Source organism: Candidatus Hydrogenedentota bacterium, assembly GCA_018005585.1.
Lineage (GTDB): Bacteria > Hydrogenedentota > Hydrogenedentia > Hydrogenedentales > JAGMZX01 > JAGMZX01.
This window is the reverse complement of the sequence record JAGMZX010000074.1, coordinates 1-15116: the sequence shown is the minus strand read 5'-3', so window position 1 is coordinate 15116 and position 15116 is coordinate 1. Positions and strand designations below refer to the sequence as shown.

Below are 15116 nucleotides of genomic sequence, written 5' to 3'. Positions count from 1 at the left end.
CTGTGCGAAAGGGTCCGCCCCAGTGGGCAGCGGAGGCCGTTTATAATGAGGTTGCCCGCGCCGCTGGTGCCATTGCGTTCAGCCGCAGCCCAGGCACTGGGAACGGTGCTCCGTTTCTGGGAGCCTGCTGCGCTGCGCATCCGGCGGTTCCGTTTCGAGACCAGGGCGCGCGCCCAGTTGCGAGGCCGCGTGGCGGCGGGGGTGCAATTCGTGGGGCCTGTGACCGTGGAAGGCGCCGGAAACGTGCATATTGGCCCCGGTTCGAGAGTAGGGAGAAACGTGTTCTTTGAGACCTACGGTACGGCCGCCATCAACATTGGCCGGGAGGTGACTATCAACGATGGGGTCATACTCGTGGCATACGCGGGCATCGAGATAGGCGACGGCGTCATGATCGGCGAGTACTCCAGTGTCCGCGACGCGGACCACGGCATGGTGCGCGACATTCCCGTCCGGGCGCAAGGGCACGTGAGCAGTCCCGTCCGGATAGAGGCGAATGCCTGGATCGGCCGCGGCGTCGCCGTGTTGAAGGGAGTCACGATCGGCGCGGGCGCCGTGGTCGGCGCGAACAGCGTCGTGACGAGGGACGTCTCCGGGAATACGATCGCGGCCGGGGCGCCGGCGCGCCAGATTGGCGAGCGCCGCGCCGCGGGCAACCCCGGTAATGCGCGTGGAGCGCCGAGCTTGTTATGAATACGGCGCCCCCAAAAGTGACCATTCTGGGCGTTGCATTTGACAGTCTTGACTATGAGGAATTATGCGCTTGCATTGACCTGCGCATTGCATCCCGCGAGCCCGGTTATGTCGTCACGCCCAACACGGACCACGTCTGCCGTTACCACCGCGACCCTGATTTTCAGCATGCCTACGCGGGCGCTTTCCTGGTCCTGCCCGACGGCGTTCCGATTCTGTGGGCCGCGTGGCTGTTTCGAACGCCCCTGCGCCAGAAACTCAGCGGTTCGGATCTGGTGCCCGCCCTGGCCGCATATGCCGCGGAACGCGGCTATTCCGTGTATTTCCTGGGCGGATATCCGGGCACGGCCGCGGCCACGGCGCGGATTCTCAAGGGGCGGCATCCCGCGTTGCGTGTTGCGGGAGTGGACTGTCCCGAATACGGTTTTCATCTCAACGAAGCGCGTAACGGGGAAGTCCTGCAACAGTTGAAGGCGTCACAAGCGGATATCTGTTTCGTGGCCCTTGGCTCTCCCAAACAGGAATTGTGGATGCGGCGCCATTACGGCGAGGCTAGTGTTCCGGTCATGATCGGCGTGGGCGGCACGTTCGATTTTGTCTCGGGCAGAATCCGGCGCGCGCCCAAGTGGGTGCAGAAGGCCGGTTTCGAGTGGCTCTGGCGCTTATGCCAGGAGCCGCGCCGCTTGTGGCACCGATACTTGGTTGAAGATATGCTGATCTTCAAGCTGCTCTGGCGCGAGTCCCGCCAACGGCGGCGGAAAGAGTCTTCGCGGCCTGAAGAGTAGCCGGCGCCCTCGTCTGGCTGCGCTTCGAACCGTGCAGGACATGTGGACGCATTGAAGGTAAGAACTCGGGATGATTCCTTATCAGGTGGCGCTGCTTGCCTGGATTCCGGTGTCGGCGCTGTTCATGTTCGACCAGAACCGCGCGCGCGGGTTTTCGCTCGCGGTGTTGCTGGGACTCCTGCTGCTGCCGGAAGCGCAGGAGATTGAACTGCCGGGTATCCCCGACATCGACAAGAACAACGTTGCGTTCATCGGCGTTCTGATCGGCTCGGTCGTTTTTCACCCGCGCGCGTTCGACCGTTTTACGCTCATTGTCGGCGACCTGCTGCTGCTTGCCTGTTTAATGGTGGCGTTTCTGAGCGCCTACTTGAACGACGAAGCGTTAACCTACTGCATTTCGCGCACGTTCACGTTCTTCTTTGGTTTCATTCTGCCGGTGCTCCTGGCGCGTATCCACATTGGCACACCAGGCGGGGTGCGCACGTTTCTCCTCTGGATGATAGCCGCGAGCGTGGTGTACGCGCCCTTCGCGCTGTGGGAATTCCGCATGAGCCCGCAGCTCCACACCATGCTATACGGCTATTTCCAGCACGTGTTCCAGCAGCATTTTCGCGGCGGCTTCTGGCGGCCCATCGTGTGTTTTTCCCACGCACTTGCGCTGGGCCGTTTCTTCGCGTTCACCGCGTTCCTTGCCCTGCTGCCCATGCGCAAAGACCTGGAGCAGCTGCTCGGGCCTCTGGGCCGCTGGGTATTCCTTGCGCCGCTGGGCGGTCTGCTGCTGTCCATGTCGTTCGGCCCGTACCTTGTGTTCGCTATCCTGGTTGCCGGGTATTTCGCCGTACAGCGCCTCTGGCTTCTGGCGTACGTGCTGCCCGCCATCGCCATTACCTGGCTGCTCATCGCGTTCATCGGCATGCGGCCCGGCCACGCCTTTGTCGAAGATATCGCGACCGTCAGCGCCGAACGCGCCGCATCGCTGCAGTACCGGCTTGACGCCTGGCAGGAATACAAGAGCGTGATTCAGTTCCGTCCCATGTTCGGGTATGGCGGCTGGGGCGGCGGCCGCATCGAGGGCCGCGCCACGGATTCGCAAATGCTCATCAGTCTGCTCGATCGCGGTTTTCTTGGCACGTTCTTTTACATGGGCTGGTGGTTCTACGGCATGTACGCAGCGTTGCGAGTCATGGCCCATCTGCGGGGGTGCATGTTCGCGAAGCGCGCCGCCGCGGTGGCCGTGCTTGGTTCTATCGCGCTTGCCATGGTCACCATCGACGCTGCTTTCGACGTGCATCTGCTTCTGTGCCTCGCGGCCATGACAAGCATTTACGCCTGGGTGCGGACGGAGCCTTCGCTGCCGCGCGAGACGGGCGGCGCGTTTGCACCCGCCCGGCAACCCGGCTGATTGCCCATGCCGCTGCCCGGCGCCATAAGCCCCGACATAGGAATGGACCCGCGTCTGCTGCTCTTGTGCGCGGGCGACCCGGACGATGAGCGCCCCTTCTCCGGTTCCGCGCGCAGCCTCTTTCGCGCACTCGGCGACTTGGGCTGTGTCCATCAGAAGGGCAATGTCGCGGGGTTCTCCGACCCGTTTGCCCGGCGTGCGCCCTGGGTCCAGCGGCTGCGCGGCTTCGACCGCTTCGGTATCGAGGAGCGTTATCGCTGGAGCCGCGTGGCTTTCATGCGCATGACCCGCCGCGCGGAGCGCATCGCCGCCGCGAACCCTGGTTTCAATGCCTGCCTCATGTATGGCACAAGCTACCTGCCACGCCTCGACGTGCCGCTCTACTGCTATTTTGACGCCACTGCCGCGCAGGTGTATGAGGCGCGCGCCTGGGAGTTCGGCCTGTTTTCGGAAGCGCACGCGCGGCGCATTATTGAGCGGCAGCGCCAGGTCTTTGAGCGTTGCGCCTGCGTGTTTCCGCGGACCGGGTGGGCGGCGGCGTCCGTCGAGCGGGACTACGGTATTCCCCGGGAAAGAATCCTGCCGGCCGGAGCGGGGCCCAACTATTACGCCGAACCGCTGCCGCACGGCCCTTATGACGGCCAGATCATTCTCTTTGTAGGCAGCGAGTTCGAGCGAAAGGGCGGCCCGCTTATCCTGGACGCGTTCCGTCGCGTGCGCGCGCGGATGCCCGGCGCGCGGCTGCGCATTATCGGGTGCGAGCCGCAAATCGCGGAGCCGGGCGTCGAGGTGGTGGGCCGCATCCGCAAGGATGTTCCCGGCGGGCTCGACCGGTTGCTCCGCCACTACAGCGAAGCATCGGTCTTCTGCATCATGAGCAGTTTCGAGCCCTTCGGCATTGTCGTCATCGAGGCGCAGAACTGCTGCGTGCCGTGCGTGCTGCCCGCGCGCTTCGCGTTTCCCGAAATGATAGTGGATGGCGTAACCGGAAGGCTGGTTACGCAGTACGACTCGGAGATGCTCGCCCGCGCGCTGGTGGGACTGCTGGGCAATGCCCGGCTGCTTGAAGAGATGGGCCGCGCAGGACACGCGTTTGTGCGCCGCCAGTACACCTGGGCGGGCGCCGCCGCGCGCATGCTCGAACGCCTGCGCGCGGACCGGAGCGCACGATGACGGCGGACGTGGTCATTGTCAGTTACAACACGCGCGACCTGCTGCGCGCGTGTCTCGCTTCGGTGTTTCGATATGGCGGCGCGCCGCTGCGCGCCGTTTTCGTCGTCGACAACGCAAGCGGCGACGGCTCCGCAGCCATGGTGCAATCCGAATTCCCGGCGGTTCGCCTGATTGCGCTTGACGAAAACCTGGGTTTCGGCGCGGCGAACAACCGCGCCATCCGCGCATCCGCCGCCGAGGCCCTGCTGTTTCTGAATCCGGACGCCGAATTGACGCAAGGCGCTCTGGATGCGCTCCTGCATTGCCTGGAAATGCACGCCCAATGCGTGCTGGTGGGGCCGAAACTGGTCTATCCCGGCGGCCGTTTTCAGGCCTCGTGCCGGCGGTTCCCAACGCCGCTGCGCGCCTGCTGGTCGTTGACGGGAATGGAAGCCCGTTTTCCGGAACGGTGCGCATGCCTGCGAAACTGGCTGCGTGAAGACGAGCATCGCTCCGGCGCGCGCGTGGACATGGTGTCGGGTGCTTGTTTTCTGGCTCGTCGCGATTTTGTCGCGCGCGTCGGCGGGTTCGACGAGGAATGCTTCCTGTATGAAGAAGAAACGGACCTGATGCTTCCTGCCCGCAAGGAGGGCGCCGGCGTGCGGTATTGCCCCGAGGCGGTCGTCGTCCACCACGGCGGTGCGTCTGTTGCGGCGGCGGGCCTGAGCGTGTTCTCATTGCGTCACCTGTACCGCAGCAAGTATTACTGCTTCCGTAAGCATTACGGGTTGCGCGCCGCGCGCCGCGCATACCGGCTCGACTGCGCCGTGCTGGCGCTGTCCGCGGCGCGCCAGCGTCTGCGCGGCAGTCGGGAAGCCGCGGACCGCCTGCGCGAGGTGCGCCGCGCGTGGCGCGATTCCTTCACGCCCATATCCGTCTTGCGGGCGCAGGCGGATTTCCGCGATAGTTAGCGGGACCGGTCCAACGAAAGTGGAAAGTGATATCAATGCAATGACGCAACCAGCCGGAGAAGGGACCGCGGCGCGGCCTCGTATCGCCTACCTCACGACGCAATATCCGAGTATCAGCCACACGTTCATCCGCCGTGAAATCGCGGGGCTTGAGGCGCTCGGTTACGAGATTCCGCGGTTCTCGATCCGCGCGAGCGCGGCCGTCGTGGACCCTGCCGACAAGGCCGAGGCCGCGCGCACGTTCTGCTGTCTGGCGCAACCGAAGGGAAAGCTGCTCTTCACGGCCGCGCGGACGCTGCTCGCGCGGCCCGCCGCCGCGCTGCGCGCCTTGCGCACGACCCTTGCCATGCACCGGCGCAGCGAGCGCGGTCTGCTGCGTCATTTCGCCTATCTGGCCGAAGCGGCGTTCCTGTTGCCCATCCTGCGGCGGGAACGCGTTCGCCACGTGCACGTCCATTTCGGGACCAATGCCGCCGCGGTCGCCCGGCTGATTCGCCGTCTTGGCGGGCCCGGATACAGCATGACCGTTCACGGCCCCGACGAATTCGACGCGGCCATCGGCTTAAGCCTCGGCGACAAGATAGTCGATGCGGTCTTCGTCGCGGGGGTATCGCATTTCGGCGCGGCCCAACTGCGCCGGTGGGTTCCGTACGAGGCCTGGGACAAGATCCATGTCGTTCACTGCACCGTCGGCGAAAGCTGGCGCGCGGCCGCACGGCCCGTGGACCCGGATTCGCGCACCCTGGTCTGCGTCGGGCGGCTTTCCGCGCAGAAGGGACAATTGCTGCTGGTCGAGGCGTTTGCGAGTCTGCTGGGCCGCGATGTGGACGCGCGCCTGGTGCTTGTGGGCGACGGCGAAATGCGCGCCGCCGTCGAAGCGCGCATCGCGCACCACGGCCTGGCCGGCCGCGTGACCATTGCCGGCTGGCAGGACGAGGCGCAGGTACAGGAACACCTGCTCGCCGCCCGAGCGTTGGTGCTGCCCAGTTTCGCGGAGGGGTTGCCCGTCGTGATCATGGAGGCGCTCGCGTTGGAACGGCCCGTTATCAGCACGTATATTGCGGGCATCCCTGAGCTGGTGCGGCCTGGCGAGAACGGCTGGCTCGTTCCCGCGGGCAACGTGGAGGCGCTGGCCGGGGCCATGAACGAAGCGCTTGATGCCCCGGTGGAAACGCTGCGCGCCATGGGCCGGGCCGGGCGCGGCATCGTGACCGAACAGCACCGGACGGAAACGGAAGCGCGCAAGCTGGACACTCTGTTCCAGCGCGCGCTCGAGCCTGGAGGGGCCGCCCATTAACGCCGGGGGCTCAATACTTACGCTCATTCTGATTGCGCCCGTTGCGTATCTCGTGCTGGTATGCGGGTATCTCTTCGTTATCTCGTGCGCGGCCCACCTGTTCCGGCCGGGCACCGTGGCCGGAGCCGGAGCGCTGCGGTTCGCGCTGGTGATGCCGGCCCACAATGAATCCGGCCAGATAGGGACCATTCTGGACGACGCCGGGCGACTCGACTATCCAAAGGATTCCTATGAGGTGTTCGTCATAGCGGACAACTGCGACGACGACACCGCCACACTCGCGCGGGCCGCGGGTGCGACCGTTGTGGAACGGCAAGACCCGGACAAGCGGGGCAAGGGCTTCGCGCTCGACTGGTTCCTTACCGTGCATCGCGCGCAACTCGAGACCTTTCACGCAGTCGCGTTCGTGGACTCGGATATGCGGATCGACCCCGCTTTCCTGCGCGAACTCAACGCCGCGCTCGCCGTGCCGGACGTTCAGGCGGTCCAGGGTTCCAACAGTGTCGCTCATCCCGAGGTCAACTGGCGCGCGGCGCTGGGGTATCTGGGCTTCTGCGTCATCAATCACGTGCGCCCCGCGGGCAGGAACGCGCTCGGCGGCACCGCGGAACTCAAAGGGAGCGGCATGGCCTTCCGCACGCCGCTGTTGCTCCGCTATGGCTGGCCCGCCCATTCGCTTGCGGAGGACGTCGAGTTTTCACGGCGCCTGCTCTTGGACAACGTGCTGGTCCATTACAATCCGGCCGCGCGCGTGACGAGCGAGCTCGCAACGCGACGCGCGCAGGCTACGGTCCAGCAAGCGCGGTGGGAGGGAGGCAAGCTCGACCTTTTCAAGCGGTATTTCCCCGTCGTGCTGCGCCGCGCGGTCACCACGCGCCGCTGGCGTTTCATGGACGCCGTGCTCGACATGCTCGTGCCGCCGCTTTCGATGCTTGTAACGCTGATTCTGGCCGCCGGGCTGGCGAGCCTCTTCGCGCACCAGGCCTTGACCGTCACCGTGGCGTTGTGCGCCGCCGCGGTAGCCTGGTGCGTGTTCTCCGGGCTGATTCTGCGCCGCGCCCCCGTGCGCGTTTGGCTCTATCTCGCCGCCGTGCCCGTCTTCATGGCCTGGAAAGGCGCGCTTTTCCTGCGGTTGCTGCTGCGCCGCGGACCCCAAACGTGGCAACGCACACCCCGCGACCGGGAACTCGACCCGGGCAACGAAGCACGGAAATAATCCTGGGGGACACAGACGCCCTTGCCGCAGCATGACGTGACCAACGGGGGACTTCGGCAACTGCGAGCCTTGCTTGCGCCCTATCCGGGCGTGACCAGGTCTTTCAACGACTTGAGGAGCGAGGCAACGAAGCTGTTTCCGCTCCTCGTGCGCAGACGCGTGGTCTTTCGCGGAGGTTCATTTGCCTGCATATGCGGTCATGTGCGCATGAACTCGATTCCAGCGCGCCTCGAGACCGTCCACCGCATTGCATCCTCGTCACACCCGCTGATGGTCTGCCTGCCAGTTCTTTACCAGGCGCTTGATCGGATCGCTTGAGGCGATGCCTTCGTCAAGTACTCTCTTCACGAGGTGTGGCATCTCCTCGTCGGAGGCAAAACGCAGGCCGATCAATTGCGGCAGCGTCAAGTCCCCGATACGCGGCTTCACATCATCCGGCAGGACGCGTTCAAGGCGTATCCGCATCTCGAGTCGGACGATGCGGTCCTGCAGGGTCAGTGCGTAAATACGCGACTTCATGACCATGCTCACGCCAGTGATCGCCTGGAGAAGAACGGCAGAGGCCAGCAGCGCCACGGCCGGCCGGTCCGCGCCGCTGTTCCAGGCCAGAGCGGCCAGCACACAGACGCCAAGCAGCAGCAGGACTTGCACAATGTAAAGCTTCGGAATGACGACGTGATTGGCATAGGTCTGCGGTTGTTGCGGGGGCATAGAATAATCCTCCTTTCCGGGGCGCAGGGCGGAAGTCCCACGTCACTCTTCCACGGGGAGACGTTCTTCAAGCACCTGTTTTGCCCGTTCGCGGCGGTACGCCTGCAATTGTTCGCGATATTCCGGGTATTTGTTGGCGAGGATCGCCACCGCGAGCAGTGCGGCGTTCGTCGCGCCCGGCTTGCCGATCGCGAGCGTGCCCACGGGGACGCCCGGCGGCATCTGCGCCATGGCGTAAAGCGCATCCTCGCCATTGAGCGCCCAGCCCAGCACCGGCACGCCCAGAACGGGCACGGTGGTCAGCGCCGCCACCGCGCCCGGCAAGGCCGCCGCGCCGCCCGCGCCCGCGATGAAGACCTCCGTGCCTTCAGCCTCCGCGGCGCGCACCCAGACGGCCAACTCCTCCGGCGTGCGATGCGCCGAGAGTACGCGGCACTCATGCTGCACGCCGAATTCCTTCAGCACCCCGTGCGCACGGGACATCGTATCCCAGTCGGACTTGCTGCCCATGACGATTCGCACCAGTGTCTTCTTTGGCGATGCCATAGCATGTTCTCCCCGTCTGCGCAACAGCGTTCAACGCGCACCAGTCTAAGGACGCGCGCCTGCAAATCCAAATGCGCCGCCGCTCAAGATTCGCCCCAGCGGGCCCTGTGCGCACGGTCGTTGAGCCACTCGCATTGCGAGGCCAGCACTTCCATCCAGTGCGCGGCGCTCAACCCGGCCACGTTGGCCTTTTGCTGCACCAGTTGATACGACACCGTGGCGATGTGTTTGACGCCGACCGCGTAGTACAAGGCGACCATCTCCGCGTAGGACAGGCTGCGGCTGAACTGGTAGTGGTCGAGCAGGATATTGGCCCGCGCCGAAAGCGCGTCGTGTTCCGGCGTGGTGCGCAGGCACAGGTTGGACATGCCGTACGCGATGTCTTCCAGGTAGCAACCATCGCCCGCGAATTCCAGGTCGACGATCGCGGCCAGGCGTTCGCCTTGGAACATGAGATTGCCGCCGTGCCAGTCGCCGTGGATCAATCCTGTCTCGAATTCGGACCGCCGCTCGATGCTGAGCGTGTCCGCCGCATTGTGGAGAAACAGCGCGATGGCGTTGCAGTAGGGGACGATGTGTTGTTCTTCCGTCTCGGCACAGGCCTTTTGGAACAGCTCCTGAAACGCGGCGCGGGGCACGTCGCTGAAGCGCCACATGCGCGCATCGCGCGGGGGACAAGGCACGTCGCGGCACACCCGATGGAATTCGCCGAGAGCGCGCGCGGACGTGATCAGCGTGCGCGCCGTGAGCGGCATCGAACCGCCTTCGATGAACTGCTGCAACTCCATCGCCCAATCTTCCATCTCCACGATGCCCTTGCCGTCGCGAGCGCGTTTAATCACGGCCACGGGCAGGCCGTTTGCGGTGAGGTGATCGGACAACCGGTGCTGAAAACGCAACGAATCGAGCACGACCGGGTCGCACTTGTACGTCTTGGCGAGAAAACGGCCGGCGTCCGTGTCGACTACCATCTTGCGGTGCCGTCGCTGATGGGCGGCCTCCAGCGGTTGCGGAAGCCGCACTTCGCCGACATCGTAATGCCGCCGAATCACCTCCGCGATGACCTCGAGTCCGCTGAGTTTCTGCGTCACGGAATGGTAAGAACCTTCTCCGATTCCAGATGCTGCATCAATTCGTCACGCGTGAACCACGTGGGCTTCATCGCGCGTTTCGAATAGAGCTCGCGCGCCTGGTCGACATGATGCGGCGATTCCGGATCCGCGTTCTGTCCCCACGGTGTGCATGTGTAAGATTCGATACCGTCTTCGTGGAAGAACATGAGCATGGCGGCCATCGTGCCGCTATTCGCCACAAACCGGCCCGAGCCCGCGGGGGACTCGTCGGCCTCGACGTCGCGCAGGGTCTCGGTCTTGTTCCCGCCGCCGCCGAAATCTGCGCCGTCGCACGGGAAGAACTGGCCGCCGCGCCCCACCACCTGCACGTCGCCCCAAAGGACGCGCCTGCCGCCGTAAATCTGGTTCATCTCGTCCAGCGCCGCGGACAACTGCTCCAGCATCGCCTGCTGGTCTCCCGGCGAGAGCGGCTTGCCTTCGGCAATGGCGGCCACATCCACCTTGTCCTGGCATTTCAAACGCCAGACTCGCACGAGCGGCGCGGCGCCGCTGTCCTGCGTGAATTCGCAATTCCAGGCGAGGATATCCGCGACGGCGGCCGCCAGCGCCGCGTTCCCGCGGATTTCCGCGCCAGCCTGCTCGAATGCCTGGTGCAGCGCGTCCTGCCAGGGTTTCGACGCAATGTCGTACACGTCCATCACGATCGCCTTCGCTTCCTCCACGGTGATCGAGTCGTCCGCCGCGAGCAACTGCACGGCGCGCCGACCCCGCGGATTGTCCTTGTCCCACGTGCAATTGTACATATAGACAGGGTATTTGCCGGGCGTGAGCGGCGAGTCTTCCATCATGTTCGCCGGGCTGATATTGCAGTTCTGCATGTATCCTTGGGGCGGATTCATGATCCAGACGTGATCGTTCAGGTCATGGATGCCGAGCCACTGAGTGGCGGACGTGTCGCCGGGCACCGGCCGCGTCCAGTCCCAATCGCCTTGGGGCCGGATGGGCGTGCGGCCCACGCGCGCATAGCCGATGTTGCCCTTGCGGTCCGCGAAGAGGATGTTCTGTTCCATGAAACTGTCCAGGCGCAGCGCCTCAAAGAATTCGTTCGCATCGCGCGACATGCACATGGCGTATTGCTGATTGAAGAAGCCCGCGTCGTCCATGTACGGCGTCTTGCCCGCATAGGCGACGCCCTTCTCCAGGTCCGGTTCTTCCAGGAGCGGGCCATGCACCGTATACATGGCCGGCATGGCGCGCGGTTTCTCGCCCTTCACCTTGATCGTGAATACCTTCAGTTCCGGCGTGCGCCATTCGCCATCATACAGGTATTGGAAGCCCAAGGTGGCCTTGCGCACCCGGAGCGCGTACACGTCGGACGTGTCCGGCCCGCCCGTCGTGCAGGCCCAGCCTACGTTCGCGTTATGACCCAGCGCGAGCGCGGGCGTGCCCACGAGGAAGAACCCGTTCATGACGAGGCCGCCGCCGGTTACCCGCGCTTCATAGAACACCGCGAGGCCTTCCCACGTAAGATGCGGGTCAGTGAGCAGGACCGCGCACTTTCCGGCGGAGCGGGACGGCGCGACGGCCCATGCGTTGGACGCGAACGGCGGTTTCTCCGTCCGCTGGCGGAAATCGTCCATGATCGTGCCCAGTGGCCATTGCAGGAGCATGGTCCGCCCGATGGCCGCGCAATGCCATCCCTGCAAGTCGATGGCGTATTCCGGTTTCTTTTCCGGATGTTCCGCGAGGTACGCGTTCACGCCGCGCACGTAACTGTCGCCGAGTTCGCGCACTTCCGGCGGCGCGGTCTGCCAATACGTTTCGCACAGCTTCGCGTTTTGGACCATGCGCATCGCGTAGTCAATCTCGACGTGCTCCGGCCCGAAGTGCTCCGCCATCGTGCCCAGCGCGGTGTGCACGTTCTTGAAGATGTCTTCGATACGGTCTTCCGCCTGCGCGTAGCCAAGCCCGTAAGCGGCCGCCGCCGGCGTGTCCGCGTAGATGTGCGGCACGCCGTACGTGTCCCGGTAGATGGTGACAGTCTGTTCCGCTGCCGCCGGGAGCGCCGCCGCGAAGAGGATGCAGAGAACCCCGGAGGCAATCCTTGGCGCCGGCGCGCCATGGCGCAACTTCGATTCCATGCGAGAAGGATGTGATGCTTGCACGTTCAACTCCTCGGTGTCGCACTTTGGGTGCGTTGCTTTGCGAGCGGGTAGAATATCGCATCATAGGCGCGGCCTCAATCAAGGCGCAACCGATTGTGGTACCATCGTATCTGACGGGTTTGCATCGGGCCATGGTTTCACGGGTTTCAAAGAGAGGAATCCTCATGTACAGACGCGCAACCTGTTTTATCGGGGCGCTCGCGCTCCTTTGCAGCGGCATTGCCGCAGCCGAATGGGATGTCCGCACGTTCGGCGCAAAAGGCGACGCAACCACGGACGACACCACAGCCTTTCAAGAGGCCCTTGACACGGCCAGCGCCGCGGGCGGCGGCGTGGTCACCGCGCCGGCGGGCACTTACCGGCTCAACGGCACGCTGTCCATTCCCGCGGGCGTGACGCTGCAGGGCACGTTCCGCACGCCGCCGAATTCCACTTTCGGGAAGGGCCCGGAACTCGCGGGCACGGTGCTGCATGCCTATGCCGGGCGCGGCAGCCGCGAAGGCGCCCCGTTCATCCGGCTTGCGGGCACATGCGCTACCCTGGCAGGGGTCATCGTCACTTATCCGGAATGGAAGCAGACTGACGTGCCGCCCGCGCCGTATCCGCCCGCTGTGGCGGGCGAGCACGTCGAGAACGCGGCCGTTATCGACTGCTGCCTCATCAACCCGTATGAAGCGCTGTACTTCAAGAATTCCGCGCGCATGATTATCCGCAATGTGTTCGGCTATCCGGGCATGCGCGGCCTCTACATCGACGCCTGTTACGATATCTCGCGCGTTGAGAATTGTCATTTCTGGCCCTTCGGGGTGACCTACCGGATCGATGACCCCTATTGCCTGTGGGTGAACGAGAACGGAGTCGCCTTCGAGTTCGCGCGCACGGATTGGCAGTACGTCACGCACACGTTCTGCTTTGGCTATGGCGCGGGATACAAGTTCTCCAAGTCCGAAAACGGCGCGTGCAACGGAAGCTTTGTGGGTATCGGTGCGGATTGCTGCCGCCGCGCGGTGCTCGTGGAAGACCTGCAGGAGTGGGGGCTTCTTATTACGAATGGCGAATTCGTGGGCCGTTGGGCCAGCAAGGACTCGGTCTGTATCGAGATTGCGCCCGAGGCGGGCGAAGGTAAAATCAGCCTGAATAACTGCGCGTTCTGGGGGCCCATCGACCGGTGCATCTGGCAACGCGGAGCCAGGACACAGTTGACGGTCATCGGCACGAACTTCTGCAGTTGGGACGTCACCCTTGCGGGCTCGCCCGCCATCCTGCTCGACGCGGGCAAGAGCATCCTGCAGGGCAATACGTTCGCCGACGGCGATACGCACGTTCTTGTCGGCCCCGATGTGCTTTCGGCCATTATCTCAGGAAACCAGGCGTCCGGCGGGCTGGTCTGCGACAACCGCGCCGGCGACCGCGCGCAGGTCGCGTTGAACGAGGAAAGCCGCGTTGCCTGGCCGCGCGGTTCGCTGCGCCATTACGCGGTCCAGGTAGGCGCGGGGGGCGACCGCCGCTACCTGCGCGGCTGGCACGGTCCGGAAAACGCGTCGGAATGGCCCGATGGCGAAGGCACGAAACGGTGGTCCGGCGCCGATTCGGTGCTGCGGCTGCCCGTCGAGCCGGGGAAGAAGTACACCATCACGCTTGACCTGCGCCTGCCCGCGCACGCCGTTGCGCCCGGAAATGGACTCTACCTCGGTGACACGCCGATCATCCGATTCCCGGAACAGGAAGGCGCCGCGACGGTTTCCGGCGTGATCCCTCCTTGCGATGAAAACACCGTCGTGCTGACGTTTCGCGTGAAAGGCTGGCACCCCAAGGAGGTGACCGAGGGCTCGACCGACGCCCGCATGCTGGGCGCGGGCCTGCGGCGGATCACCATGAAGACCCGAAGCGCGCCTGCGAGGACCTACAACGCGAACACCGGCGAGTGGCTCGACTGACGCCGCGGGCGCGCGGCCACTATTCGCGAAGGCGCACCCATCCGGATACACGAAAACCGGACGGGCCGCAGATCGGTCAAAGCTGGAAAACAAACAGTTATTTGGAAGCGCCATGCAACAAAAAACAGTCTGGAAACTCGTGCTGCGAATCGCCGCGCTGACGCTCGGCTTTGCCGCCTGTTACGGCATCGTCTACGCGGCTGGGCTCTGGGTCGTGCCCGTCGTGGACGGACTGGACAAGGCTATTCTCGCGGCCATCAACCCGGATGCGTACCTGCCCGTCGTGGACGAGTTTTTCCGGGCGCTCACGGACTATACGAACCCGGTCCTCATCGTTTCGTTCTTCGCGTGGATAGTCGCCTACGGCCTCTACCGGATTCTGCCCGCGTACAAGTCCATTTTCTCGGGATTGCTGGCAGCCACCGCGGTCGTGATGGCCGGTCTGGCCGCCTTCGGCAAACTCTGGCCGAATTCCGCGTATCGCGGCGTAAACGTTCTGGAAGTGGCGGCGTTTCTCGTTTCCCTCGGCGTCATGGCCTATGTCTTTCATAAGATGGACCATGAACAGATGCGCCGGTTCGGCCACCTGTTCTGGCTCATGCTCTTGTCGGTGTACCTCACCGATTTCCGGGCCACGCAGCCGATCAAGGACTCGATTGCGCGCCCCCGTCCGTTCAACGAAGCCAACAAGCCCTGGAACGAACAGGTGCGCTCCATCCCCGACGAGCATCTGACCGGCGCGAATTCCTTCCCGTCGGGGCACACTTCGGGCACGTTTTCGGCGATTACGCCGCTGTTCTGGTACGTGCGCAGCCGGAAGGGCCGCGCCGCGCTGCTGGGCTGGGGCGCGCTGCAGGGCCTCTCTCGCGTGTACACGGCCGCGCACTTCCCCTTCTGCGTGCTCATGGGAGGCCTGCTCGGCTTCGCCGTCGGCACGCTCGTCTTCTTCACGCTTGGCGGGCCGTCGCTGCGCGGGGCCCGGAGCCGCGCGGACGCGGGCGCCGCGCCTAGAACCGCACCTTGAACGTACGAATCTCCCAGGGCTTGATGTAGAAGCGGATTTCGCTTCCCCGCGTTTCGGCCGGAACGTCGTGCTCCTCCATGAGGTCGCATTCCGTCACTGCGATTGGCTTGCGCGCCAGCGTAATCGTCGCGTCGCCGCGCTGGC

General features: G+C 64.6%; 13 protein-coding genes. 9 read left to right on the top strand and 4 right to left on the bottom strand.

Going from position 1 to position 15116, the window contains the following annotated elements:
- The first annotated feature begins 45 nt into the window (after positions 1-45).
- The 7 genes from KA184_13430 to KA184_13400 all read left to right on the top strand — a co-directional run bounded on the left by KA184_13430 (position 46) and on the right by KA184_13400 (position 7516).
- Positions 46-693, top strand: coding sequence for an acyltransferase (locus KA184_13430; protein ID MBP8130574.1), 648 nt, complete (start codon positions 46-48; stop codon positions 691-693).
- Positions 690-1478: a WecB/TagA/CpsF family glycosyltransferase gene (locus KA184_13425; GenBank protein MBP8130573.1), complete on the top strand. Its 789-nt coding sequence runs from the start codon at positions 690-692 to the stop codon at positions 1476-1478. The genes KA184_13430 and KA184_13425 overlap by 4 nt, the downstream gene beginning before the upstream one ends.
- Positions 1479-1548: 70 nt before the next feature.
- Positions 1549-2880, top strand: coding sequence for a hypothetical protein (locus KA184_13420; protein ID MBP8130572.1), 1332 nt, complete (start codon positions 1549-1551; stop codon positions 2878-2880).
- A gap of 6 nt (positions 2881-2886) precedes the next feature.
- Positions 2887-4053 (top strand): glycosyltransferase family 4 protein, encoded by a 1167-nt coding sequence (locus KA184_13415; GenBank protein MBP8130571.1) that lies wholly within the window; start codon positions 2887-2889, stop codon positions 4051-4053.
- The gene (locus tag KA184_13410; GenBank protein MBP8130570.1) at positions 4050-5003 is read left to right on the top strand and encodes a glycosyltransferase family 2 protein; all 954 of its coding nucleotides are present in this window, start codon (positions 4050-4052) and stop codon (positions 5001-5003) included. Before KA184_13415 ends, KA184_13410 begins: the two co-directional genes overlap by 4 nt.
- 40 nt (positions 5004-5043) lie before the next feature.
- On the top strand, positions 5044-6300 hold the full coding sequence (locus KA184_13405; protein ID MBP8130569.1) for a glycosyltransferase: 1257 nt from the start codon (positions 5044-5046) through the stop codon (positions 6298-6300).
- Positions 6301-6352: 52 nt separating this feature from the next.
- Positions 6353-7516: a glycosyltransferase gene (locus tag KA184_13400; GenBank protein MBP8130568.1), complete on the top strand. Its 1164-nt coding sequence runs from the start codon at positions 6353-6355 to the stop codon at positions 7514-7516.
- A 258-nt stretch (positions 7517-7774) separates the two neighbouring features.
- Here KA184_13400 and KA184_13395 read toward each other — a convergent pair whose 3' ends face one another.
- The 4 genes from KA184_13395 to KA184_13380 form a co-directional block, all read right to left on the bottom strand.
- Positions 7775-8227, bottom strand: a complete 453-nt coding sequence (locus tag KA184_13395; GenBank protein ID MBP8130567.1) for a hypothetical protein — start codon at positions 8225-8227, stop codon at positions 7775-7777.
- Positions 8228-8269: 42 nt separating this feature from the next.
- A complete protein-coding gene (gene purE, locus KA184_13390) occupies positions 8270-8773 on the bottom strand; it encodes a 5-(carboxyamino)imidazole ribonucleotide mutase (GenBank protein ID MBP8130566.1) in 504 nt (167 codons plus the stop codon).
- An 83-nt stretch (positions 8774-8856) separates the two neighbouring features.
- Complete coding sequence (locus KA184_13385; GenBank protein ID MBP8130565.1) at positions 8857-9864, bottom strand: phosphotransferase; 1008 nt, start codon at positions 9862-9864, stop codon at positions 8857-8859.
- The gene (locus KA184_13380; GenBank protein MBP8130564.1) at positions 9861-12011 is read right to left on the bottom strand and encodes a penicillin acylase family protein; all 2151 of its coding nucleotides are present in this window, start codon (positions 12009-12011) and stop codon (positions 9861-9863) included. The genes KA184_13385 and KA184_13380 overlap by 4 nt, the downstream gene beginning before the upstream one ends.
- Positions 12012-12175: 164 nt before the next feature.
- Between KA184_13380 and KA184_13375 the strand changes: the two genes are divergently transcribed.
- Together KA184_13375 and KA184_13370 are read left to right on the top strand one after the other, a co-directional pair.
- Positions 12176-13948, top strand: a complete 1773-nt coding sequence (locus KA184_13375; protein MBP8130563.1) for a hypothetical protein — start codon at positions 12176-12178, stop codon at positions 13946-13948.
- Positions 13949-14060: 112 nt separating this feature from the next.
- A complete protein-coding gene (locus KA184_13370; protein ID MBP8130562.1) occupies positions 14061-14972 on the top strand; it encodes a phosphatase PAP2 family protein in 912 nt (303 codons plus the stop codon).
- Positions 14973-15116: the final 144 nt, after the last annotated feature.

Bases quoted from the DNA above. Each gene is read 5' to 3' on its own strand.
- KA184_13430 (MBP8130574.1), top strand. From the start codon at position 46: ATGAGGTTGCCCGCGCCGCTGGTGCCATTGCGTTCAGCCGCAGCCCAG.
- KA184_13425 (MBP8130573.1), top strand. From the start codon at position 690: ATGAATACGGCGCCCCCAAAAGTGACCATTCTGGGCGTTGCATTTGAC.
- KA184_13420 (MBP8130572.1), top strand. From the start codon at position 1,549: ATGATTCCTTATCAGGTGGCGCTGCTTGCCTGGATTCCGGTGTCGGCG.
- KA184_13415 (MBP8130571.1), top strand. From the start codon at position 2,887: ATGCCGCTGCCCGGCGCCATAAGCCCCGACATAGGAATGGACCCGCGT.
- KA184_13410 (MBP8130570.1), top strand. From the start codon at position 4,050: ATGACGGCGGACGTGGTCATTGTCAGTTACAACACGCGCGACCTGCTG.
- KA184_13405 (MBP8130569.1), top strand. From the start codon at position 5,044: ATGACGCAACCAGCCGGAGAAGGGACCGCGGCGCGGCCTCGTATCGCC.
- KA184_13395 (MBP8130567.1), bottom strand. From the start codon at position 8,227: ATGCCCCCGCAACAACCGCAGACCTATGCCAATCACGTCGTCATTCCG.
- purE (MBP8130566.1), bottom strand. From the start codon at position 8,773: ATGGCATCGCCAAAGAAGACACTGGTGCGAATCGTCATGGGCAGCAAG.
- KA184_13375 (MBP8130563.1), top strand. From the start codon at position 12,176: ATGTACAGACGCGCAACCTGTTTTATCGGGGCGCTCGCGCTCCTTTGC.
- KA184_13370 (MBP8130562.1), top strand. From the start codon at position 14,061: ATGCAACAAAAAACAGTCTGGAAACTCGTGCTGCGAATCGCCGCGCTG.